Origin of the sequence: Pseudomonas sp. EA_5y_Pfl2_R50, from assembly GCF_963970475.1 — a bacterium.
Classification (GTDB): Bacteria; Pseudomonadota; Gammaproteobacteria; order Pseudomonadales; family Pseudomonadaceae; genus Aquipseudomonas.
Genome location: NZ_CAXAPT010000001.1, coordinates 164732 through 187451, shown reverse-complemented (window position 1 = coordinate 187451; position 22720 = coordinate 164732). Strand labels below are relative to the sequence as shown.

The following is a 22720-nucleotide window of genomic DNA, read 5'->3' as shown; positions in this document are numbered from 1 at the left end:
GGGTTGAAGGCGCTTCGTCAGGGGACGTCGACTGTGCAATTCGTGTTTGAAGACTATGTGCTCGATCAGGGGCGTCGCGAGCTGACCTTGCGCGGGCAGGTCGTGGCCGTCGGGCCGCAGGTCTTCGATCTGTTGCTGCTGTTCGTGAGGCATCCCGAGCGAGTGATCAGCAAGGACGAATTGCTCGATGCGGTGTGGAGCGGCCGCATCGTTTCCGAATCGACCATCACCAGCCACATCAATGCCGTGCGCAAAGCCATCGGCGACAGCGGCGAGGAGCAGCGTCTGCTGCGCACCGTCGCGCGCAAGGGCTATCGCTTCGTTGGCGCGGTCACCGTCGAGCGGGGTGAACCTGCGGTCGATCAAAGCATCGCTGTAGCGCCTGCGCCAGAGGTGACTACCAGGCTGGTGCTGCCGGAGAAACCTTCGATCTCGGTCCTGCGATTCCTTAATTTGAGCGGCGATCCCGAGCAGGACTATTTCGCTGATGGCGTGGTGGAAGACATCATTGCCGCACTCTCGCGGCTGCGCTGGTTGTTTGTGATCGCGCGCAATTCGAGTTTCGCGTTCAAGGGCCGCGAGGTCGATCCGCGCGCTGTTGGCGAGGTGCTCGGCGTGCGTTATGTGCTGGAAGGCAGCGTGCGCAAATGTGGCAACCGGGTGCGCATTACCGGGCAACTGATCGATGCGATGAGCGGCGCGCACCTCTGGGCAGAGCGTTTCGAAGGCAGCCTCGACGATATCTTCAAACTGCAGGATCAGATCACCGAAAGTGTCGTCGGCGCCATCGCTCCGCAACTGGAGCGGGCGGAAATCGAGCGGGCCCAGCGCAAATCCACCGATAGCCTCGACGCCTACGACTACTACCTGCGCGCCATGGCCAAACTGCACAGTGGTAGCCGCGAAGCCATCGAGCAGGCGCTGCCAATGTTCTACAAGGCCCTTGAACTGGATGCGGAATTTGCCGCTGCCTATGGCATGGCCGCGTGGTGCCATTTCTGGCGCAAGCTCAATGGCTGGATGGTTGATCCGTCGGCAGAAATTGCCGAGGGCATTCGCCTCGCGCGACTGGCAGTCACACTGGGCCGCGACGATGCCGTGGCGTTGACGCGCGGCGGTCATGCACTGGCACACCTGGCCGGTGATGTCGACGGCGGCATCGCGCTGCTCGACCGCGCACGACTGCTCAATCCCAATCTCGCCCCCGCATGGTTCCTCGGCGGGGTTCTGCGGGCGCTGCACGGTGAAACCGAGGCCGCGATCAACGACCTCAATCACGCCGTGCGCCTGAGTCCGCTGGACCCGGAAATGTTCAGGATGCACGTCGGCATGGCCTTCGCGCATTTTTTCGCCGGGCACTTGGACATTGCGGCCGATTACGCCGAAAAAGCCCTGAGCAATCTGCCGAGCCTGCTGGTCGCGGCGGCACTGGTGGCGGCCAGTCACGCCCTCAACGGACGCCCGGACAAGGCCCGCTCGGCGATGCAGCGCCTGCTGTCGCTCAACCCGGATTTGCGCATTGGCAGTGTCAGGGACTGGCTGCCGATCCAGCGACCTGAAGATCTGGCGCGATTGGCTGACGGGCTGCGGCTGGCAGGATTGCCCGAGTAACCATCGACAGCCGATTGGCACAGCCGTGACAGGCTGAAGCGAATACGAAGTTGACCGGGCCTATGCACTCGCGGGCGGTTTCGCCAGGACAATCCCAGCGGCCGCCAAGCGCTTGAGAATTTCGAACAACAGGTCACTCTTGGTCACGCCAACAATCCTTGGGCTGCCGACATAGCCGGTCACCGTCAAGGTAATCCCGTCCGGCGACAGCTTGCTGAAACGCACGAATGACGCCGGTTTTTCGAGGATGGTTTCGTTCTCGCGATAGGCGCCCAGCAGCAGGTCTTTTACCTCTTCGGGGTCGATATCCAGCGCAAACATCAGCTCCAGCGAGGCCACCCCCTGCGCACTGCCACCCAGCGTCACGTTGCGCAGATTCTGCGAGATCAACTGCGAGTTCGGCACGATCACAATCGAGCGGTCGCTGAGCTGGATTTCCGTGGCGCGCACATTGATCCGCCGAATGTCGCCCTCGACACCGCTGATGCTGATCAAATCGCCGACCTTTACCGGTCGCTCGGTCAGCAGAATCAGACCTGAAACGAAGTTCTTCACGATCTCCTGCAAACCGAAACCGATCCCCACCGACAACGCGCTGACGATCCACGCCAGGTTGGTCCACTGCACACCCAGCGACGACAGCGTCAGCAGAATCACAAAGGCATAACCGAGGTTGGAGAACAGCGTGCTCAGCGACGCGCACATGCCCGGGTCCATGTCGGTCTTGGGCAGGAACTCATTGTCCAGCCAGCGGCGCAACGCACGGATCAGCCAGATGCCGATCATCAGCGCCAGAACCGCGTTGAACAGATGCGCCGGGACGATATTGAACTTGCGCAACCCGGCGCCACCGAGGATCGCCATGATGTTGCTCGCCAGTTGCCCGAGCGTGGTGCCGATGCCGCCCACGAACAGCGCGATCACCGCCAGCAGAAACAGCGCCGCGCGACTGAAGCCGGAGAGCAGAATCGAGATCTGGTCGAGGCGCCGATCACCAACCCCCAGCAATTGCTTGAGTGCCTTGCCGCTTGCATGCCGGGGCGAAAACGCATATTCGCAACCGTCCTTGATCACCTGAATCAGCAGGTAAAAACCCGACAGCACGATATACGCCCAAACCACCTCATAGGTGATGAAGCGGGCCAGCGACACGTAACCGGTGAGCAACGCAATCGTCGAGACGACCATCGCGATACTCGCGAGGGCGTACATCACACCGACGAACGTACTGTTGGCCTGCGGATCATTTGCCGCGACCAGGGCCTTGCGCACTTTGCCGACGCGCCACAACAGCGTCACGATGATGATCATGACCACAATCGAAATAACCCCACGCCCGGCGAGCACGATCTGGCTGCTCATGCCGGTGGCATTGCACACCTGCACCAGCGTCACCAGCACCAACAGCGTGGCGGAAAGCATTCGCGGGAAGTGTTTCAGCGCTTGCGCCACCTGATCATGGATCGCCGGCAGTCGCCACGACGGATGATCGATCGACAACAACGCGCGGCTCAGCCCGGTGATCAGCACGCAGGCGTAGACAGCTTTCTCGAACTCCTCGGAAAACGTCGACAGCACCGGCGGCAGCGGCGCGTGACGGGTCAGCGCGTAAAACAATACATGCAAGGCGAGGGCGGTGGTCGCAATGGTCGCCAGCGCCGAAGCAAATGCCAGCGCACTGCGGCGCAAACGTCCTTCCGGTACGCGATGAATGCAAATCCAGGTCAGCCCGCGCTCGGCCAAGCGGCGTCCGACCGTCCACACAACAAGCGCCAGCGCCAGCAACACCACGGTTAAAAAATACTGCCCCGGCGCCCACACCGTGGCCCAGGTTTTATCCACTTGCTCGACGAAAAAGCTGAAACGCTGGCGATCATCCAGCGAAGGCTTGAGCAGCGGCGCCCAGAAGTCCGGAGCCAGTACGCTCAGCGTCCCCAGCGTCAATTCACTCTCAAGCAACGTGCGGCGAATGCCGGCGATCTGCGTGATCAAGTCCGCGGCACTCTGTTTGAGCGCCGCCAGACTCTTCAGCGTCCCGTCAACCTTGCTCTTCTGCTCCGTCAGCGCCGCCCGCTGCGCGGCGATATCCGCCTGCTCTGCCCCGATCTCCGAATCCGGCGCGGCGCCCAACACGCCCAACTGCACCGTCAATTGCGCCTGCTGCGGCAGCAACGAGGCTGACAACTTATCGACATCGAGAATGAACGCCTGCACTCGATCCTGCGGGCCTTCGAGCTGGTTGTAATTGTTTGCCGCCGAGATTTGCTGCTTGAGCCCGTCGAGGCGCTGTTGCAGGGCCTGAAGATCGGTTTGCGAAATCACCGCAAGCGGGGCGGCAGCGGTGGTGGGCGCGGGCAGATCGGCTGCCCATAGGAGTGGGCCGCCCGGGAAGAGCCCCAGGAACACGACGAAAAACAACCACTTCCAACGCTTGCACATAAGGCGGGCCGATTCGCGATGAACACACAGTCTATGAGGTTAGGTGATCGGGCCGCAGGGGGCGGAAAAGTTTCATGGCAGGAGGTGCACAAGCTGCGGTAGCAGAGACTCTGCGTGGACATCGAGCAGGGCCAAAGTGACCGGAAGTTTGAAACGCCGCCGACCCGCGCTGCCGGGGTTGAGGTACAGGCGCTGGTCACGCCATTCGATCAGGGGTTTGTGGGAATGTCCGGTGATGATCAGTTTGATGTTGTCGGTCAGGCGCGCGGGGACGTCGGCGATGTCGTGGATCAACAGGGTTTGCCAGCCGTTCAGATTGAGGATGAGCTGGTCGGGGAGGTCATTGGCCCAAGGAAGTTTCAAGTCGTTGTTGCCGCGAACGGCGTGTACCGGCGCGATGTCGGACAGTTGATCGAGGATTTCTGCTGCGCCGATGTCGCCGGCGTGGAGGATGAGTTCGACGCCCTCAATCGCGGTTAGAGCCTCGGGGCGGAGCAGGCCGTGGGTGTCAGAGATGATGGCGATTTTCATGAGGCGATCATAGCAGGGCTTGTTTAGGTGATGGCTTTTCGCCAAAACTCTACGTTTCATACGACAGTTCTGCGATCATCCGCTTATGGAAAAAATGACATCAATTCTCTCTGCTTATGAGCAGGAGGAATCGCGCAGAGCCCTCGGCGGTATTTACGCCATGGCCGGTTTTGACTACCAGTTACGCTGCTACCTGGCCGAGCTTGCAGAATCTCTTGCTGGCGAAGCAGGGAAACTCGATGAAGCCGGTGGGATATTTCTGGAGGCACTTTCAGACCTTGCCAAGCGAATCGAGGGTGATCGCCTGGTTTGCATTCAGGTCAAGCGAACCCTGACTAAGGAGACGCTCAAGGATGCGGTCGCCGAGGTCGAGGCGATTGACGGTTTCCTTGCGAAACACTACCCAAGCTTGCGCGGTCAGGTGAAATTCGAGCTCATCGCCTCGAGAGGCGATGCCACGTTGCAGTGGGGCGATATTCCGGAAAAACATCCATCCCGTCCGCTGATCAACACGCTGATCAAAACGGATCGGCTGTTAACGCCACGTATCGAGCCTGACCCATGGTGGAGAGCAGTTGTTGCCGTATGGAAGCACCTGGAAGATCCTTACGGCTTCTTGCGGTATGCGCTGGATCGTGCATTGAGCCGCGCGCCGACTGCTGCGGATGCCCAGCGTGTCCGTGACGATATTTGTGAACGCTTTGCGCAAAGTCGACAGTTGCGCGAGCTGCCCGCACAACTTCTGACTTCTGCAGATTTTCAAAGCGTCATGCCTCCCAGCCGCTCGCTGGAAATCGGCCGTGAAATCACCTTGGCACGAATGCGTGATCAGCAATACATGCCGCGCTCGTATCGTCTGGACGCGCTGTATGCCACATTGCTCGAACGAAAGGATCTGAGTCAGCGCGACCTCAAGAGCGAAGCTCGCGTCTTTTGGTTGAGCGGTCGTTCGGGAGTCGGCAAGAGCGTGCTGCTGCTCCAGACAGTGGAGCGACTTGTCACTGAGGGCTGGCGTGTCCTTTGGTTGAAGGGGCAAGCCGAATTGCTCGAGCCTTCGCTGCGGGCCATTGCCGACGCACCTCCTGAATGGCGGCCGGACTTCATTGCCATTGATGACCTGTACGATCCTGATGCGCGCACCAAGATTGATCTCGAAGGTCTGGGCAAATTCATTGACGAGCGCGACCGTCAGCTTTGGCCGATGATCCTGACGTGCGGCCCGGCTGAATTTGCCGACTCTTTCAAAGAAGATTCTGCGTTCCATGGTTTTGAGCTTCATCGTGAAACGGTAGAAACCATCGCCGCGAGCGAAGCTGCCGAGATCGAAGCCTGGTATAGCGAACGTACCGGTCAGGCGCCGAAACGCGGCGCGGCTTTTTCTCAGGCATCGAAAGAAGATAATGGTCTATTCGTGTCGCTGGCGGTGGAATTGGCCCACGGCGACTTGCATGCTTTCGCAAAGCGCTTCGCCGAGCGCGTGCGCCACAATGGACTCAATGAAGCACTGCTTCTGCCTCTGGCAATGAATCGGCTGTATCTGAGGGCGCCCTACGATTGGCTCTCGGAAAATCACCGCGAAATGCTCGCCACCTTAAATGGTGAAGGCGATTTCAGTCTGTTGGAACCGGGTGTGGACGGACAAATCGTTCGCCTGACCCATCCCCATCTGGCCGATGCTCTGTACCGCGCTCTGCGCAAACCCGCTAATGCCTTGGCCTTCACCAATGATCTGATTGCCGTCTTCCGGCGGGCGCTTAAGGAACGTAGTGCAGGGTTGGTTTCGCAACTGCTGCGAGTGTTCTCTGGGCGCGATGAGGCTCTGGCGACTGAGCGTTTGAATATCGTGGATCGCGCGTATTTGGCACGCGAATGTGCCAAGTTATGGGCCAGTCAGCATGAGCAACTTGAGCTGGATGTGGACGGTTCGGCGGATGCCGTCACTAGTTGGGCTTGCTGGGCTGCGTCGACACCCGGAGTTAATGAGGTTTTTGACAAGGATCTGCTCCGCAGTGCATTGGCAGGGCTGGGTTCAGCGTACAAGGTCTGGGCAGGTTGCTGGAGCCGTTTGGCAACGAGCTATCCAGGGCGCGATGAACTGTTTGCGTGGGCAGCTGAACACTTGGCCGATCCACTGAAAATATCTCACCCTACCTGGTCTTTGGATTGGGAGCATTGCCTGCAGCATGATTCCGGCCGCCGTACTATATGGCATGAAATGGGGCTGCTTTGGCTGCCTGGCCATTTCCGTCGCCCTGACTGGCATTTTGTCTGGAGGAAGCTGCTGCCTGATAAGCGCGAACTGGATTGGGAAACAGATCCTGTAGTGGTTCTGGGTTTTCAGCGGGTGCGTAAGGAAGTCGACGGAGCCGATTGGGCTTATGTATTTCAGGATCTATACGCCTTAGCGCAACAACACAGCCCGCAGTCAAATGAATTGGCAATTTTGGCGAGAGCATGGCTGGTTGGACGCGAAGACCGAGCCGAGTGGGCGCATGTTTGGCGCGCCCTGCTGGCAAAGGGTTACGCATTACCGAAAGGCATGTCGATAGCTGAGTTATTGCACCTGGGGGTTGAATGGCTGGTCGGACGCGAGGACAAGGCGGAGTGGAGCTATGTCTGGCGTAGCCTGCTGGACTGGGAAGAACTCTTACCGGAAAACACGTCACTCGATGAGCTGCTGCGCCTTGGTGTGGAGTGGATGGTCGAGCGTGAAGAACGCGCAGAATGGAGCTTTGTCTGGCGCGATTTGCTGGCAATGAGAGAGTGCCTGTCGGAAAACATGCAGCTCGGTGAGCTGCTGCGACTCGGTATGGAGTGGTTGGCTGGACATAAAGATCGGGCGGAGTGGAGCTATGTGTTTGAAGCTTTATTGCCTCATGAGGAGTCCCTGCCGGGAGTCATCCCGCGCGGCCAACTATTGTGCCTCGCAGTAGAGTGGCTGGACGGACGTGAAAACCGGCTCGGATGGAGCCATGTGTGGAAAAACTTGCTCGTTCACGGTGAGTCTCTTTCGCAATACATGCCGCTCACTGATTTACTGGGGCTTGGTGTGGAGTGGCTGGAAGGGCGCAAGGATCGAGCCGAGTGGGCGCATGTCTGGCGAAACTTATTGGTCCGGAGTGAGTTTCTGCCGGAGTACGTGTCGCTTACGCAGTTACTGCACTTCGGCGTGGAGTGGATGGATGGGCGCGAAGATCGAGCCGAGTGGACGCATGTCTGGCAAAACTTGCTGGCTCACGGTGAATTCCTGCCGCAAGACATGCCGTTCGGTGAACTGGTGCGCCTTGGTGCGAAGTGGCTGGTGGGGCGCGAACATCGCGTGGAGTGGAATTACGTTTGGCGTGCCTTGTTGGCGCAAAGCGAATCTCAGTCTCAATACCTGCCGCACGGCGAACTGCTAAGCCTTGGTGCAGGATGGCTGGTAGGGCGCGAAAGCACAAAGGAGTGGGGTTTTGTTTGTGAGGCATTGCTCGACCATCGACTGCAGTCCAGTGATTTCATTGAGCAAGCCGCCGCATGGCTTGAAAAGACAGAGACCAAGCCTGAATGGCCACTGCTGGCAGCAAAGTTTATTGTCGTAATACCCGAGCACGCGGTCTCAGCGGTTTTCGCCCGCAAATTGATTGAACGCATAAACGCCTGCCCCAATAGCGGGCATTGGTTTAAAACTGACAAGCTTGTGAGAACTTTGATAACCGAACGCGGGCTTCAGGCCAGTGTCCGTGAGTGGTTACAGGTCTTGCATTCACGCAAAGAATTACCAGCGTGGAGTGAGGCGTTTAGTTGTTTGGATAAATGTGTACCAGTAAAAGGCAGGGTGGTAGCTGTTAAGAGCGCATCGTGTTCGGTCGAACTGGAAATCGGGTTAATGGCGTCGTGGCCAGACAGTCTCGATGGCATTCGGAGGGCGAAAGGCCTCGCGCATCTCTTTTTTATACAAAGGCTGAATCCGGACAGAGATGCTGTCCAGGTTGGTTTGGATAAACCAGTGTTGTCGACAAGAAAGGATACAGAAAGTCTGACCATTGGCAGCATCTACGAAGGGCTGGTGACGGGTGTAAAGGACTACGGCGTGTTTGTGCGAATTGAAAACTGTAGTGGTTTACTCCATCGCAGCAAGCTGTCTGCCAATACGGATGTCCTGGCGCACTTCTCCCTGGGCCAGTCCATTCGCGTTCAGCTCAGCAACATTCGACCCGATGGGAAATTCGAGCTTTCTTTGCCTGCTGTTTGACGAACTCATAAGGGCTAAAGGGCCTGATGTGGACTTTTGTTTTGGCCTGCTGCCTGCTGGCAGTTTCCATGCTGTACCTCTGCAATGAGTCAACGGTTGAAGATCAGCGATGGCTTGACCCTTAGGTTGGGCGAGCTCTACAGCCGTGACCGCGCGAGCCAGTTGTCTGCTAAAGGTGCGCCAGGTTCGACAAACGAGAATGAGCCACTTGACGAAATCCGATGTGTCAGCTTTGCTGAGTGATGGCTATGCGCCACGCAACAATGTTTTTTATAACGGAGGCAAAAAATGGCTGAAGTTAGAATTAATCATCGAAGTGGACAAATCGTTATCTTGACAACATTTAGCCAAGAGCAGATAGCGAGGGATTTTGTAAAGTGGGGAGCAAACGAAGTTACTGCCATTGGGGAATATAGTGTGGCCGGTGGTTCTGTTGTATTGAATTTTGCGGAGATTTCTTCGATCGAGATAATAAATTAAATGGATGTGAAGCATGAAGATAAAAGGATATTTGTGGATTGTCTGTTTGATCTTCTTGAACTCGGGCTGTGTAAGTGATGTTCATGAAAGCAATACTGCCATCTATGCTTGGAAAAGCGACCAGTACGTGGAAGTCAGTAAAAATTATAGCGAGATGTTGGCGGTCGGCCCTGCCGGCCGAAAGGCATCATTGCAGGTGAACTGGACGGCAGGTGTTGACAAGGCAGGGTGTCTTAAAATATCCAGTATTCAGATCTTTCGAAAAAAAGAAGGCGGCGCGCTTGATATTTCGAATGTAAGGCATGTCGATGTGCCGGGATGTGCCATGAAATGGGGCTCAGAGGATGATGTCAAATTTGCTCGGGCTTTAATAAGACTGAATTACAACGCAGTCATAAACCTCAAGAAATATACTTTCAGCGGAGTCGTAGCCACCCTCCAGGGCGATGGCGGTTTTTTGCAACACACTGGTATTTAGGCGTAATACCTTTTACAGAATCAGTCGGACGACAGAATGGCTGAGTGCCGAGTCTATGTATTGCAGACAAACTACAGGGAGTGCTAGTTATGAAAGTCGTCATCGCTCTGTCCTTTCTGGTGCTGCTCAGCGGATGCCACTTCACTCAGATTTTATCCACGCCTAAGATTCATCCTGATAGCGCGGAGGTAAAACGACAACAGGCGCGATTGGGCACTACTGCTTCTAGCATTCGTCATATCCCGGCGCTGCCCTCTGATGTAGCGAGAGCCTGCGCTGCAGATACAGTTCCCTTTGTAGACGCCGTAATTTGGGCGCCAATTGCGACAAAAGTCATAATGGACGTCGTCTCCAATGCAATGACCGATTATGTCAAGAGGATCAAGGCCGAATCGTCTCGAGCCGTGGCATTCAAGACCATTCTTATGAGTAATTCGTTAGTCAGTGCCAAGTGCATTGCAATGGTTCGTGGCGATGAATCAGACCCCAGTGCAGTTGTCGTATTTCAATTGGTCAATAGTTTGCAGGTAGAGGGCGTCGCGGAAGAAAATTCGCAGGTGAGATTTAGCGCTAAGGGATTCTACTTGAAGCCTTTATTTGCACGTTTAAATAGAGCCATTTCACTTACCAAATGCACCGATAACTGCTCTGACAACACAAAGGCAGAGGGGCAGGTCAATTTGGTGGTCGCAGTATCAGCCACCGCTGCAAGCGGGAGTCTCAAGGATTTGGGAACGGGTGCAACCACGATAAAAGACATGAAAATTCGCAGTCAGAAGTACGATGTCGCGAAAGGTATCGGCGCCCCCACCAGCCTGTTCGCTTTGCCCGTTAACAATGCACCGGTGCAATTGAGTGTATCGATGGCGGATATGGGAAATGTGGGAGGGGACCCGGATATAGCCTTGGGTGAGATCCAGGCAGTGATGGCAGCCTTGAAAGAAGGGTCGGTTGCAGAGGTAGGCGCTCACTACAATGACAACTAGGGGGACAGCCTTTCAAGCTGAAATCGCCATGAAGGCACTTGCAACATCCCACCGTGACGGGATGGGTTATCCCTGTATGGTACAACTACTGTTGTACTCAGGTAATGCGCTCATTCCCCCAAGGAATACACAGCATAAAATCTATGCATTTTTCTTCTCTCGACCGACGGCGTAGGTTGTCGCCAAGGACAAGGAGAAGCGCTCATGACAGCCACCTCGGTTGAAAAATTCGACACCTCTCGCGCCAGCGAATACGCCCGGCAAAGCCGCATCGCGCTGGCCGGTTATGACGCCTGCCACGACCTTGCCGCGTGCATGCTGTCGGCCAGCCTTGGCGAGTTGCGTGGGGCGCATGTTCTGGTGGTCGGTGCGGGGGGAACGGCGCAGGAAATCCTGGCGATGGCGGCGCTTGAGCCGGATTGGCAGTTTACGGCGCTCGACCCTTCCGAGCCGATGCTGGCGGCCGCCACGCAGCAACTGCAAGCCAATGATTTATTGCGCAGAACGCAAGTGCATCTCGGGCACGTTGACGACTTGCCAGCGGATGAACGGTTCGACGCGGCGACGCTGATTGGCGTGCTTCACCATCTTGATGGCGACGACGCGAAGCAGCACATCCTGCGAACCCTCCACGCCCGGCTGAAGCCCGGCGCGCCGCTGATTGTGGCGGGCAATCATTACGCCTATGCCAGCCAGCCGCTGCTTTTGGCGGCGTGGGCTCAGCGCTGGCGGCAGCAGGGTGCCAGCGCGGATGAAGTGCAGGCCAAATTGGCGAGGATACTTCAGGGCGCTGATCCGCCGCACTCTGAAGCGGCGGTACAGGCCTTGCTGCATGACGCCGGGTTTGGCGTGGCGACACGGTTTTTCAGCAGCCTGTTCTGGGGCGCGTGGCTTACCTGTAAAGCGCTGTGAGCACCGAGGCAAAGAATCACCCCCGGAGGAATCAGCTTTGCGCCGGCGCACTGGCTTCGGCGGCTTGCGCTTCGGCAGCCAGCTTCAAGCGGTCAGCCTTGCTGATGTATTTCGGCTTTTTCGGGGCCAGTTTGGCGCTGGCCTTTTTGGCCTTTTCCTTGAACAACTGCTGCAATTTCTTCTGGCGATTCATGTTTTCAACCTGGCGTGCACGTTTGGCGATTGGCGACCGAAGGGCCCGCCCCGGCGTTCGCTGAACGGATCGGTGCGGCACTGCGGTGACAAAGGGCGAATCCTGACGCATGGATCGGCATCAGGCAACGGCAATTGTTTACATCAAGATAGACATTGCATCAGGCCTGCCCGCGATGGGGCGGGTCAGGCGAGGGAGCAGTCGACTGGACGGGCCGCATCGCGAGCAGGTCTACAGTTTATTGGTTGAGGTCATTGCTGGACGACGTGCTTGGGCCCCGCCAACGCCCACGCGATCAAGCCGAACAGCGGCACAAACACGATCAGCACGATCCATACGCCTTTGTTACTCGATTTCTCCTGGCTCTTGCGCACCCGATTGATGGCCCAGAGTTCGATTAGCAGAAGAACTGCCGCCAGTACGATCCACACGGTTTCGATTTGCATTGGCTACCTCCTGATGGTCTATGCCTTAGGTGGCATGTGCGGCGGCGGGTTCATTTCTTTTTATCCAGCGCCTCTAGCTGTCGGGCCAGTTCCAAAGCGACGCGGCCACTGTTGACGGTCGGTAGCAGGTGGGTGAAGGGGATGTCGATCAGCCTGTTTTCGCGCACGGCGCGCAACTGTGACAGCACCGGGTCGTGGCTCAGCAGGTAGCGCTTTCGGCTCGCCGGGGACCATTGGGCGTCGGCGAGCAGGATCACGTCCGGGTCGCTTGCCAACAGGGTTTCGCTGCTGACCGTGACGCGATACTGGTTGATCTCGGCAAGGACGTTGCGGGCGCCGACCGCGGCGAGCAGCGGGGTGACAAAGCCGCGTCCGCCTTCGCTGTCCAGGCCTTTGACTTCACTGTCGAGGTAGAACACCGACAGCGGTCGCCTCGCGCCGGCCATCGCCCGCGCGTTGGCGAGATCGGCGTCCATTGCCTCGCTCAATTGCCGGGCCTTTTGCTGTTGGTGCAGCAGCTTGCCCAGTGTCAGCAAGTCGCGGCGCACATGCTCAAAGTAATCCAGCGAATGCCCGTTGCAGGCCGATTCCAGCAGATACGACCCGACACCATTGCGCGCCAGTCCCGAGCGCGAAGTCACCCCGTCGCCGAACGCTGTGGCAAAACCACCGATCACCAGATCCGGGCCCTGGGCGTACAGCACTTCGCTGGCCGGGTACTGCCGCGCGATCACCGGCACGCCGAAATACTCGGCCTGGCGCTGAGCGGCATCGGTGTCATCGAGGTACGCCACGCCAACCAATGCAGCACCCGCGCCCAGCGCCAGCACAATGTCGGCCGCGTGCTGATTGAGTGCGACGATGCGCGACGGCTGAGCGGCGTTCCAATCCTCGCCACAATTACGATAACTGTCGGCGAGCAGTGGCGATGAGCCGAGCAGGGCGCACAGCAACGCGCAAAACCGGGTCATGTGTGCCCCTTGATCAGCAAATCCTCGACCACCTCGCCACCGACCAGATGCACCTCGACCAGTCGCTGCGCGTCGGCGTGGCTGTGCACGCCATACCAACAGCCTTGCGGGTACACCGTCAGAATCGGCCCGAGATTGCAGGGGAACTGACAATGCGTGCGGGTCAGCAATACGCCGCCCGGTGTCTCGATGCGGTCGTGCGCCAGCAGATGCCGACGCAGGGTCTTCCACAGTTGCAAGGCGCCGCGCTGGGTACAGCGCGGGCCAGTGCAGAGGAACACATGCCGCGCGTGCTGCGGGACATGCGACCAGTCCGGATGTGTATCGACGCCGTCGACCTTGATGATGTCAGCCATCAGAAGCGGTACGTGTAGCGCATTTCGCAGGTGAACGGGCGGCCGAGGTTATCGACGTTGCTCGAACGGCTGGTGACGTAGTCGCGGTCGAACAGGTTTTCCACCAACAGGCTCACGCGATGCCGGTGGGCGCCGTCGAGGTAGCGGTAGGCATCGGCATCGACCACCGTGTAATGGCCGTACTCGACCTGCTTGGAACTCTTGATGTCGCGGATATAGCGGATCGCACCGCCCGCGCCCCACAGACGGTTTTCCGACTCATAACCCACGCGCGAGCGGGCGAAGAAGCCCGGAATGTCATTGATGGTCACGCCTGCGCGTGACTCGGTGAGGTTGCGGGTCATGTCCGCCTGCAGGCTCCATTGATCGTTGAGCGCGATTGTTGCGTCCGCCTCGACACCGCGCATGCGGATCTGCCCTGCGCCGTTGACCCACTGGATGTCGTCGAGGGTGATCAGGTCGTCGATCTTGCGTCTGAACAGGGTCACGCTGGCGCTGAATTCACGATCAAGCAAAAGGCCTTTGTAGTCGGCACCCAGCTCGGCGTTGCGGCTTTTTTCCGGCTTGAGGTTGCGATTGCCCAGTTCGTCCCCCGGCTCGTTGACGAACAGTTGCTCGGCGTTCGGCAGCTTGTAGGCGCTGCCGTACTGGCCGCGCACGGACCAGTGATCGTTGAGGTCATACCGCGAAGTGAGCATGCCGACCGTGGCGCCATCGCCGCCGCTCATGGCTTCGTGGCGGATGCCGATGCTGGGGTGCCAGTCGGGCAGGGCGTCGATCTGCGGGCGCAGTTGGGTGTAGACGGCGTGGGCTTCGGCCTTGTCGTTGTCGATGATCAACACATCGTCCTGGCCCTTGAACCATTGGTTGTCGGTGCCGAACACCAGCACATGACCGCCGTTCAGTTCAGCCTTGCCTTCGGCCTGCATGCCCCAATCGGTGAACCCCCAATAGTCGTTGTGGTTGATGACGCGGGTGCCGCCGCCGGCAACGTTGTTGACCCGGGTGTAGCGCGTATCCCAATCGTTGATATGGCCTTTGATGAAGTAACTCAGACGCTCGTTGACGGTTTGTTCGAAGGTCGCCGTGGCGATCTGTTGCACGCGGTCGTTGGTGGTTTTGTGATTGTCCAGCGGGCGAGCGAAATCGAGGTTGGCGTCGGCATACTGGTAGAACAGTTCCAGTCGCGAATCATCGCCGAACGACTGAATCGCCTTGCCGCCGAAGGTGGTGACCTCGTAGGCGCGGTTTTTCTCGCTGACGTTGTTCATGTCGCTGCTGCGGAACGGCTGATAGCCATCGGAGACGTTGTGGCTGACATACGCGAGCAAGCCCAGATCACCGAAACCGTTACTGAAGATATTCTCGATCCGGGTGTCCTCAGTGGTGCCGCCAAAGCTGTCCACGCCCAGGTTCACTTCGCCGGACGCCTTGCGGCTCTGCGGGCTGCGCGTGACGATGTTGATCACCCCCGACACCGCCTGAGTGCCGAACAACAGGCTCTGTCCGCCCTTGAGCACTTCGATGCGCTCGATGGCGTTGGCCGGCAAGGTGTCGAGGTAGAGGCCGCCGTACAGGCGATTGTTCAGGCGCACGCCGTCGAGCAGGATCAGCGTGTCGTCGTTGCGCCCGCCGAGCAGCGAGTAAGTGCCGTAATCGAAGGGGCCGTTTTTCGGCGCGACGTACAGGCCAGGAATGAACATCTGCATCACGCGGCTGACATCGGCGCTGGGGCCGGCGCGTTCGATCTGTTCGCGGCTGACGATGTCGACTTTGCTGCCGAACTTCGTCATGTCGGCGACGGTGGTGGACTCCACCGAAGGCGCGGAAACGATTTGCTGATTGAGCTCCAGCGGCGCGTCATCGGCCAGCAGGAGAGGGCTGAACAGGCAGCCGAGCAACAGGGTTGGAGCACAGGTGTTAATTGGTCGAATCATTGTCTTCTCGAAAGGATCTTCGCAGAAGAGCATGCAGGAGAAGGCATCGCGCACAGCCAATACCGGCCCATGCCCGCCCACCGCAGGATTTTGCCAAACAGAATTCCAGGCCGGTCTCCGGGCTCGCGCGTATCGAGGCTTTCACCTTCCCATGGCTGTCTGGCCACAGTGGTGTATTGAAAGCATCACGCGCATACCGTTGCGGGGGCAGCACCGGACTCGTTCGAAAAGAACCTACCGGTTTCCCGTTTCACCCCAAGCACGGCGGCAGGGGGCACCTGAAACAGGTCGGCATCTGAACATTCGAGGGACGGTTCGTCAACGTGGCATCCGCCGGTGGTGAGTCGGTCAGATGCGTTCCAGAGCGGCAAACTGCTCACTCAACCACGTATAAAGCCGGGACACCGCCGGGGTGATCTGCTTGCGATGCGGGCACACCAGACTCAACGGTGAGGGATTGCCGGGAAAGTCCTTCAGCAGCACGACCAGTCGCCCAGCGATCACGTCTGCACTGACATCCAGCCAGGATTTGTTGGCGATGCCTTCGCCGCTCAATGCCCAGCGGCGCACAACGTCGGCGTCGTCGCTGAACATCGGCCCCGTGACCTGGATGGTGTCACGGCCAAGGCTCCACTTATCAAAGATCCGGCCACCTTGCTGATAGAGCAGGCAAGCGTGGTTGTGCAGATCGTCCGGCTTTTGCGGGTAGCCGTGGCGCTCTACGTATTCCGGAGCGGCGACCAGCACCCGCCGGTTCCACGGTGCCAGCGGCAGCGCCACGTAGTTGGCATCTTCATTCGAGCCGTATCGGATCGCCACGTCGACCGGATCGCGAAACAGGTCGGCCATCTGATCCGACAGGGAAAATCGCAAGGTCAGTTCCGGGTGCTGACGCCGAAACAGCGTCAGCCACGGCAGCAGAATGTTGCGCCCCAGATCTGACGGCGCTGTCACTTGCAGCACGCCGCGCAACGCGGTGTTTTCACCGCGCAGGTTTTCCTTGCCTTGCTTGAGCGCCTCCAGTACCGAGTGGGCGGTGGGCAAGTATTGCTCGCCCTCGGCGGTCAATCGCAGGCTGCGGGTGGTGCGCGCAAACAGGCGCACGTCCAGCTCACGCTCCAGGCGCTTGATCGCCGCGGCAACCTGACCGGGCAATAAATCCGCCTCAAGGGCGGCCGCGGTGAAGCTGCCCAGCGCGGCGCTGCGCGTGAACAAACCAAGATCGTCGATGCGGATCATTTTCACTCCTGCAGTGAAAGTGTTGGCGCATTCTGCTGGTTTTTCTTTGTGCTTGGGAAGTCGAAGATGGCGGCAAGCGAGCACATCAGCTCTTCAGACAGCGAGTTTCCATGAAAGCCATCACCTTCACCCAACATGCTTTGCCCATTGATGATCCGCAGTCGTTGCAGGACACCGACCTCCCGGTGCCGACGCCTGGCCCACGGGATTTGCTCGTAGAAGTTCGCGCGGTAGCGGTCAATCCGGTTGATACCAAAGTGCGTGCCGGCACTTTCACCAAAGAACCGAAAATCCTCGGTTGGGATGCGGCAGGCATCGTCCGCGAGGTCGGCGCTGAAGTGACCCTGTTTCAGCCCGGCGACGAAGTGTTCTACGCAGGCTCCCTTGCCCGGACCGGCAGCTACAGCGAATTTCATTTGGTGGACGAGCGAATCGTCGGACACAAACCGCGTTCGCTAAGTGCAGCCGATGCGGCGGCATTGCCGTTGACGTCGATCACCGCCTGGGAGCTGTTGTTCGACCGTCTCGGTGTCAGCGAAGGTTCAGGACAGGGCAAGTGCCTGTTGATCACGGGGGCAGCGGGCGGCGTCGGTTCGATGCTGGTGCAACTGGCCCGGCAGTTGACGCGGCTTACCGTCATCGGCACTGCCTCGCGACAGGAAACCGCTGACTGGGTCCGGCAGTTGGGTGCGCATCACGTCATCGATCACAGTCAGCCGCTGCTCGCACAGTTGCAGGCGCTGGGCATCGAGGAGGTCAGCTATGTCGCCAGCCTGACCCATACCGAGCAGCATTTTGCGCAACTGATCGAAGTGCTTCGACCTCAAGGACGTCTGGGCGTGATTGACGATCCTGAAAGCCTCGACGTGATGCCGCTCAAGCGCAAGTCGCTGTCGCTGCACTGGGAGCTGATGTTCACCCGTTCGCTGTACGAAACCCCCGATATGATTGAACAGCATCACCTGCTCAATCGCGTCAGCGACCTGATTGACCAAGGCATTTTGAAAACCACCGTCGGTGAGCACTTTGGCGCGATCAACGCAGCCAACATGCGCCGTGCCCATGCCTTGGTCGAGAGTGGCAAGGCCCGAGGCAAACTGGTTCTCGAAGGTTTCTGATTTCATTCAGACGGGCCTGCACGCGGGCCTGTCAGGAGCAGCTCATGCGTATGAAAAAGCTTTCTGCCGTATTGGCCTTGATCGTGGCGGCGCCGTTCGCCCATGCCATCAGCGCCGTCGCGTTGCCGGCCAACGCCCCCGCCGACCGATCCTTCGGCAAGCTCGAACAGGTGCATGCGTTCTACGACGCCATGCCCACCGGTGTGACCGTGACCGAGTCCGGACGAATCTTCGTCAACTTCCCGCGTTGGGGCGACGACGTGCCGTTTACCGTGGGCGAGATCCGCGACGGCAAAGTCGTGGCTTACCCGAACGCGGCGATCAACCAGGAAAACCCCGACGATCCAAGTGATGGGCTGATCAGCGTACAAAGCGTGGTGGCGGACGGGCGGGGCCGTGTCTGGTTGCTCGACACCGCCGCGCCGGGTTTCGCAGACCCGAAACCCAAAGGCGCGAAGCTGATTGCGGTGGATCTGGCGACCAACAAGATCGTCAAGCGACTGGTGTTCCCGGACAACGTCATGTTGCCGAGCACTTACGTCAACGACATGCGTTTCGACTTTCGCACAGGCCCGGAGGGGACGGTCTATGTCACTGACTCGTCCCTGCGCGGACCGGGCGCGATTATTGTCATGGACATCGCCAGCGGCAGTGCGATGCGCCGCTTGAGCGGTGTGCCGTCGACCTCGGTTGACCCCACTTTTGTGCCGGTGGTTGAGGGTCTGCCACTCACGGTTGAAAGTCCGGACGGCCAGCGCAAACCACTGGGTGTGGCGTCGGACGGCATCGCACTGTCGGCGGATGGCAAGACGCTGTATTTCACGCCGCTGTCGAGCCGGCACCTGTATTCGGTGCCCACCGCGTTGCTGCGTGATGCCAATTTCAGTGAACAGCAACTGACCGCTGCCGTTCAGGATCTGGGGGAGAAGGGCGCGTCCGACGGTCTGGAGGCGGACGCCGCTGGTGCCGTCTATGCCGGCGATTACGAGCACAACTCGATCCGCAAGCGTCTGCCGGACGGCCAATGGCAAACGTTGGTACACGACCCGCGTCTGCTCTGGCCGGACACCTTGTCGATTGGCCCCGATGGCTACCTGTATTTCATCGCCAACCAGTTGCACCGCCAGGCGGCATTTCGCGCCGGGCAGGATCAGCGGCAAAAACCTTACAGCCTGATGCGTCTGAAGATCGACGCAGCGCCGGCGCCGACGCGCTGATCCTCAAGCTGGATTGAGTTTTACGTTTTCACTTCTCAGATCAGGAGTTCGATCATGGATCTCGTTTCACTGGCCAAGCGCCGTTTCACCGCAAAAGTTTTCGATGCCGACCGCAAGATTCCCAAGCACACGCTGGAGTTGCTGCTGGAGCAACTGCGCAACAGCCCGTCGTCGGTCAACTCCCAGCCTTGGCATTTCGTGATTGCCGAGAGTGATCAGAGCCGGGCGCGTATCGCCCAAAGTACTCAGGGGCCGTTCAGCTTCAACCAGCCGAAAATCCTCAATGCGTCCCACGTCATTGTCTTTTGCACGCGCACCCATCTGCCGGACGAGTACCTGCAGGCGCTACTGGCTCAGGAAGCCATGGACGGGCGTTTTCACAATGCCGAGGCGCGAGCAGGGCAGGAGCGCGGACGGCGCGGTTTTGTCGATTTGCATCGCTTCGATCAGAAAGACCTGCAGCACTGGATGGAAAAGCAGACCTACCTCGCATTGGGCACATTGCTGCTGGGCGCCGCATCGCTGGGTATCGACGCAACGCCGATGGAAGGTTTCGACAGCAAGGTCCTCGACAGTGAGCTGGGTCTGCGCGAGCAGGGCTTCACCAGTCTGGTCGTGGTGAGCCTCGGCTATCACAGCAGCGAAGACTTCAACGCAGGCCTGCCCAAGTCCCGCTTGCCGGCACAGTCGCTGTTTACCTTTCTCTGAATGCAACGGTCTCTTGGGTATTGAAGATGAGTAAAGCTGCAGAAACATTGATTTCGATTGCCGTGCTCAAGGCCAAGTCAGGCCAGGAGCGGGCCAGGAGCAGGCCATGAAAGATCCCGCGCAACGGCCAACCCACGGCACGCCGGTTCACGAAGACATCGATGCCATTGAAACCAATGAGTGGCTGGAAGCACTGGCCGGTGTCGCGAAAGTCGGCGGCAGACCGCGCGTGCGGTACTTGCTGCTGCGACTGGCCGAGCAGGCCAACCGCCTCGGCGTGCAAACCACGGCAAGTGCGTATTCGCTGTACCAGAACACCATCGCGCTCGAACAGCAGCCGGTTTATCCCGGGGATCTGGTGATGGAGGAACGCATCACCTCGATCATTCGCTGGAATGCTCTGGCCATGGTGGCGAAGGCGAACAAGGCCTATGGCGAATTGGGCGGTCACATCGCCAGTTTTGCCTCGGCGGCGGAAATTTTCGAGGTCGGCTTCAATCACTTTTTCCGTGCGGACAGCGAAGCCAAACGGGGTGATCTGGTGTACTTCCAGGCGCACTCTGCCCCCGGGGTGTACGCGCGGGCCTTTCTTGAAGGGCGTTTGCAGGCGTCGCAACTGGAGCGTTACCGGCAAGAAGTGAAGGGCGGCGGATTGTGTTCCTATCCGCATCCCTGGCTGATGCCCGACTTCTGGCAGTTTCCCACCGGCTCGATGGGTATTGGCCCGATCAATGCGATTTACCAGGCACGCTTCCTGCGGTATTTGCAGCACCGCGCGATTGCCTCGACGGAGGGGCGGCATGTCTGGGGCGTTTTTGGTGATGGCGAGATGGACGAGCCGGAATCCATCGCAGCGCTTTCGCTGGCCGCGCGGGAGAATCTCGACAACATCACCTTCGTGATCAACTGCAACCTGCAGCGTCTCGACGGGCCCGTGCGCGGCAACGGGCAGATCGTTCAGGAACTGGAGTCACTGTTCAGCGGCGCCGGCTGGAACGTGATCAAGGTGTTGTGGGGCTCGGACTGGGACCCCCTGTTTGCCCGCGATGACGGCCATGCGCTGGTGCGGCACTTTGCCGGGATGGTGGATGGCGAGTACCAGAATCTGGGGGCCAATGACGGTGCGTATAACCGCAACCATTTTTTTGACCAGGACCCGCAGTTGCAGGCGTTGGTTGCAGATATGAGCCCGGAGCAGATCGATGCCTTGCGCCGGGGTGGTCACGACTTTCGCAAGCTGCATGCCGCGTTCGAGGCCGCGCGCAAGCACAAGGGCAGGCCGACCGTGGTGCTCGCCAAAACCAAGAAAGGTTTCGGCATGGGCCAGATCGGCGAGTCACGCAACACCTCGCATCAGCAGAAAAAACTCGATATCGAGATGCTCAAGGCATTCCGTGACCGTTTCGCCTTGCCGCTGGATGACGAGGCCGTGGCAGACATGCGCTTCTACAAACCGGCTGACGACAGCCCCGAGTTGCGATATCTGCATCAGCAGCGACGGGCACTCGGCGGTTATTTGCCCAGGCGCAACGGTGTGGCTGCACCAATAGCCGTGCCACCGCTCGACAGCTACGGCGGTTTTGCGCTGAAGGCCGATGAGCGTGAAAACTCCACGACCATGGCGGTGGTGCGCCTGTTCACCCAGTTGATCAAGGACCCGCAACTGGGGCCGCGCATCGTTCCGATTGTCGCCGATGAAGCGCGCACATTCGGCATGGCCAATCTGTTCCGGCAGATCGGGATTTACTCATCTGTCGGCCAGTTGTACGAGCCAGAAGATGCCGGCGCGCTGCTTTATTACAAGGAGTCGACCGACGGGCAACTGCTCGAAGAAGGCATCACCGAAGCCGGTGCGATTTCTTCCTGGATCGCTGCGGCCACCTCCTACAGCGTCAATGGCGAGCCAATGCTGCCGTTCTACATCTACTACTCGATGTTCGGTTTTCAGCGCATTGGCGATCTGATCTGGGCGGCGGCCGACCAGCGTGCCAGAGGCTTTTTGATCGGTGCTACATCGGGGCGCACAACGCTGGCCGGTGAAGGGTTGCAGCATCAGGACGGCTCCAGTCAGTTGATGGCGGCCACGGTGCCTAACTGCCGCGCGTATGACCCGGCATTTGCCAGCGAGGCGGCGGTGATCATCGACCATGGCAGCCGACGCATGCTGGAGCAGCAGGAGGACGAGTTCTATTACCTGACGGTCACCAACGAGAACTACGTGCAGGCTTCGCTTGAACCCGACGAACACGCGGACGTGATTCGTGGCATGCGCCGCTATGCCCGCTATGGCGAGAAGGTGCCGGCGGTACGTTTGCTGGGCTCGGGAGCGATTCTGCGCGAGGTGATTGCCGCCGCACACCTGCTGGATCAAGAGTGGCAAGTCAGCAGCGAAGTGTGGAGCGTGACCAGCTTCTCCGAACTCGCCCGAGATGCCCGTGAGGTGCAGCGTCAGCAAATGTTCGGCGGCGATGTCGAGTGCCAGAGTCACCTGCTGCATTGTCTGCCCGGTAACGCCCCGGTCGTGGCGGCCAGTGATTACGTGCGCGCTTATGCGCAATTGATAGCGCCGTATCTGCAGGCGCCGTGCATCTGCCTGGGCACCGACGGATTTGGACGCAGCGACACACGTTCGGCGTTGCGCAGCTTCTTTGAAGTGGATCGCTATCACATCGTTTTGGCGGCGCTGGCTTCGCTCGACCCGCAGGCACATGCCCAGGCACGCGCGAAATACGCCATCGACGCCGATGCCGAAGCCCCCTGGAACTGCTGAACCTTCACGTCGTGTGTTGCTTGCCTGGACGGGCGTGCTCGGGAGAGGCCGGAGTATTGCGATCTTGGCCTCAGATGGGCTTACCTGCGAATGG

Annotated in this window: 18 protein-coding genes and 1 riboswitch; of the genes, 10 read left to right on the top strand and 8 right to left on the bottom strand. The window is 59.0% G+C overall.

The window, feature by feature from the left end; all coding sequences use genetic code 11:
- The first annotated feature begins 33 nt into the window (after nt 1-33).
- Nucleotides 34-1611 carry a winged helix-turn-helix domain-containing tetratricopeptide repeat protein gene (locus AACY19_RS00770; RefSeq protein ID WP_339446983.1) on the top strand — a complete coding sequence of 526 codons (1578 nt, stop codon included), beginning with the start codon at nt 34-36 and terminating at the stop codon, nt 1609-1611.
- Nucleotides 1612-1671: 60 nt separating this feature from the next.
- Here the strand turns inward: AACY19_RS00770 and AACY19_RS00765 are convergent, their stop codons facing one another.
- Complete coding sequence (locus AACY19_RS00765; RefSeq protein WP_339446981.1) at nt 1672-4050, bottom strand: DUF3772 domain-containing protein; 2379 nt, start codon at nt 4048-4050, stop codon at nt 1672-1674.
- A gap of 72 nt (nt 4051-4122) precedes the next feature.
- Nucleotides 4123-4581: a metallophosphoesterase family protein gene (locus AACY19_RS00760; protein WP_339446979.1), complete on the bottom strand. Its 459-nt coding sequence runs from the start codon at nt 4579-4581 to the stop codon at nt 4123-4125.
- 85 nt (nt 4582-4666) lie between these two features.
- Here AACY19_RS00760 and AACY19_RS00755 point away from each other — a divergent pair, with 85 nt between their 5' ends.
- From AACY19_RS00755 to AACY19_RS00735, 5 genes are all read left to right on the top strand, one after another.
- Nucleotides 4667-8815, top strand: coding sequence for a P-loop NTPase (locus tag AACY19_RS00755; protein WP_339446976.1), 4149 nt, complete (start codon nt 4667-4669; stop codon nt 8813-8815).
- Nucleotides 8816-9103: 288 nt separating this feature from the next.
- Nucleotides 9104-9295, top strand: a complete 192-nt coding sequence (locus tag AACY19_RS00750) for a hypothetical protein (protein WP_339446974.1) — start codon at nt 9104-9106, stop codon at nt 9293-9295.
- Nucleotides 9296-9308: 13 nt separating this feature from the next.
- Nucleotides 9309-9773 (top strand): hypothetical protein, encoded by a 465-nt coding sequence (locus AACY19_RS00745; protein ID WP_339446972.1) that lies wholly within the window; start codon nt 9309-9311, stop codon nt 9771-9773.
- 89 nt (nt 9774-9862) lie between these two features.
- Entirely contained in the window at nt 9863-10759 is an 897-nt protein-coding gene (locus AACY19_RS00740) for a hypothetical protein (RefSeq protein WP_339446970.1), read from the top strand.
- 204 nt (nt 10760-10963) lie between these two features.
- Complete coding sequence (locus AACY19_RS00735) at nt 10964-11671, top strand: SAM-dependent methyltransferase (RefSeq protein WP_339446968.1); 708 nt, start codon at nt 10964-10966, stop codon at nt 11669-11671.
- A 31-nt stretch (nt 11672-11702) separates the two neighbouring features.
- Here AACY19_RS00735 and AACY19_RS00730 read toward each other — a convergent pair whose 3' ends face one another.
- The 6 genes from AACY19_RS00730 to AACY19_RS00705 form a co-directional block, all read right to left on the bottom strand.
- Nucleotides 11703-11864 carry a DUF2986 domain-containing protein gene (locus AACY19_RS00730; RefSeq protein WP_339446966.1) on the bottom strand — a complete coding sequence of 54 codons (162 nt, stop codon included), beginning with the start codon at nt 11862-11864 and terminating at the stop codon, nt 11703-11705.
- A 251-nt stretch (nt 11865-12115) separates the two neighbouring features.
- Complete coding sequence (locus AACY19_RS00725) at nt 12116-12310, bottom strand: PLD nuclease N-terminal domain-containing protein (protein WP_339446964.1); 195 nt, start codon at nt 12308-12310, stop codon at nt 12116-12118.
- Nucleotides 12311-12360: 50 nt separating this feature from the next.
- Nucleotides 12361-13281 carry an ABC transporter substrate-binding protein gene (locus tag AACY19_RS00720; protein ID WP_339446962.1) on the bottom strand — a complete coding sequence of 307 codons (921 nt, stop codon included), beginning with the start codon at nt 13279-13281 and terminating at the stop codon, nt 12361-12363.
- Nucleotides 13278-13637 (bottom strand): (2Fe-2S) ferredoxin domain-containing protein, encoded by a 360-nt coding sequence (locus AACY19_RS00715; protein WP_339446960.1) that lies wholly within the window; start codon nt 13635-13637, stop codon nt 13278-13280. Before AACY19_RS00715 ends, AACY19_RS00720 begins: the two co-directional genes overlap by 4 nt.
- The gene (locus tag AACY19_RS00710; protein ID WP_339446958.1) at nt 13637-15574 is read right to left on the bottom strand and encodes a TonB-dependent receptor plug domain-containing protein; all 1938 of its coding nucleotides are present in this window, start codon (nt 15572-15574) and stop codon (nt 13637-13639) included. Before AACY19_RS00710 ends, AACY19_RS00715 begins: the two co-directional genes overlap by 1 nt.
- Nucleotides 15575-15665: 91 nt before the next feature.
- Nucleotides 15666-15871: riboswitch (cobalamin riboswitch) on the bottom strand.
- Between the two features lie 51 nt (nt 15872-15922).
- Nucleotides 15923-16813 (bottom strand): LysR family transcriptional regulator, encoded by an 891-nt coding sequence (locus AACY19_RS00705; RefSeq protein ID WP_339446956.1) that lies wholly within the window; start codon nt 16811-16813, stop codon nt 15923-15925.
- A gap of 110 nt (nt 16814-16923) precedes the next feature.
- Here AACY19_RS00705 and AACY19_RS00700 point away from each other — a divergent pair, with 110 nt between their 5' ends.
- From AACY19_RS00700 to mdeB, 4 genes are all read left to right on the top strand, one after another.
- Nucleotides 16924-17931: a zinc-binding alcohol dehydrogenase family protein gene (locus tag AACY19_RS00700; protein WP_339446954.1), complete on the top strand. Its 1008-nt coding sequence runs from the start codon at nt 16924-16926 to the stop codon at nt 17929-17931.
- A 50-nt stretch (nt 17932-17981) separates the two neighbouring features.
- Nucleotides 17982-19148: an L-dopachrome tautomerase-related protein gene (locus AACY19_RS00695; protein WP_445262279.1), complete on the top strand. Its 1167-nt coding sequence runs from the start codon at nt 17982-17984 to the stop codon at nt 19146-19148.
- 54 nt (nt 19149-19202) lie between these two features.
- Nucleotides 19203-19856: an oxygen-insensitive NAD(P)H nitroreductase gene (gene nfsB, locus AACY19_RS00690; protein WP_339446950.1), complete on the top strand. Its 654-nt coding sequence runs from the start codon at nt 19203-19205 to the stop codon at nt 19854-19856.
- 106 nt (nt 19857-19962) lie between these two features.
- Nucleotides 19963-22626, top strand: a complete 2664-nt coding sequence (gene mdeB / locus AACY19_RS00685) for an alpha-ketoglutarate dehydrogenase (protein ID WP_339446948.1) — start codon at nt 19963-19965, stop codon at nt 22624-22626.
- The last annotated feature ends 94 nt before the right edge of the window (nt 22627-22720 follow it).

Coding starts and splice junctions, on each gene's coding strand:
- AACY19_RS00765 (WP_339446981.1), bottom strand. CDS start 4,050: ATGTGCAAGCGTTGGAAGTGGTTGTTTTTCGTCGTGTTCCTGGGGCTC.
- AACY19_RS00760 (WP_339446979.1), bottom strand. CDS start 4,581: ATGAAAATCGCCATCATCTCTGACACCCACGGCCTGCTCCGCCCCGAG.
- AACY19_RS00755 (WP_339446976.1), top strand. CDS start 4,667: ATGGAAAAAATGACATCAATTCTCTCTGCTTATGAGCAGGAGGAATCG.
- AACY19_RS00750 (WP_339446974.1), top strand. CDS start 9,104: ATGGCTGAAGTTAGAATTAATCATCGAAGTGGACAAATCGTTATCTTG.
- AACY19_RS00745 (WP_339446972.1), top strand. CDS start 9,309: ATGAAGATAAAAGGATATTTGTGGATTGTCTGTTTGATCTTCTTGAAC.
- AACY19_RS00740 (WP_339446970.1), top strand. CDS start 9,863: ATGAAAGTCGTCATCGCTCTGTCCTTTCTGGTGCTGCTCAGCGGATGC.
- AACY19_RS00735 (WP_339446968.1), top strand. CDS start 10,964: ATGACAGCCACCTCGGTTGAAAAATTCGACACCTCTCGCGCCAGCGAA.
- AACY19_RS00730 (WP_339446966.1), bottom strand. CDS start 11,864: ATGAATCGCCAGAAGAAATTGCAGCAGTTGTTCAAGGAAAAGGCCAAA.
- AACY19_RS00725 (WP_339446964.1), bottom strand. CDS start 12,310: ATGCAAATCGAAACCGTGTGGATCGTACTGGCGGCAGTTCTTCTGCTA.
- AACY19_RS00720 (WP_339446962.1), bottom strand. CDS start 13,281: ATGACCCGGTTTTGCGCGTTGCTGTGCGCCCTGCTCGGCTCATCGCCA.
- AACY19_RS00715 (WP_339446960.1), bottom strand. CDS start 13,637: ATGGCTGACATCATCAAGGTCGACGGCGTCGATACACATCCGGACTGG.
- AACY19_RS00710 (WP_339446958.1), bottom strand. CDS start 15,574: ATGATTCGACCAATTAACACCTGTGCTCCAACCCTGTTGCTCGGCTGC.
- AACY19_RS00705 (WP_339446956.1), bottom strand. CDS start 16,813: ATGATCCGCATCGACGATCTTGGTTTGTTCACGCGCAGCGCCGCGCTG.
- AACY19_RS00700 (WP_339446954.1), top strand. CDS start 16,924: ATGAAAGCCATCACCTTCACCCAACATGCTTTGCCCATTGATGATCCG.
- AACY19_RS00695 (WP_445262279.1), top strand. CDS start 17,982: ATGAAAAAGCTTTCTGCCGTATTGGCCTTGATCGTGGCGGCGCCGTTC.
- nfsB (WP_339446950.1), top strand. CDS start 19,203: ATGGATCTCGTTTCACTGGCCAAGCGCCGTTTCACCGCAAAAGTTTTC.
- mdeB (WP_339446948.1), top strand. CDS start 19,963: ATGAAAGATCCCGCGCAACGGCCAACCCACGGCACGCCGGTTCACGAA.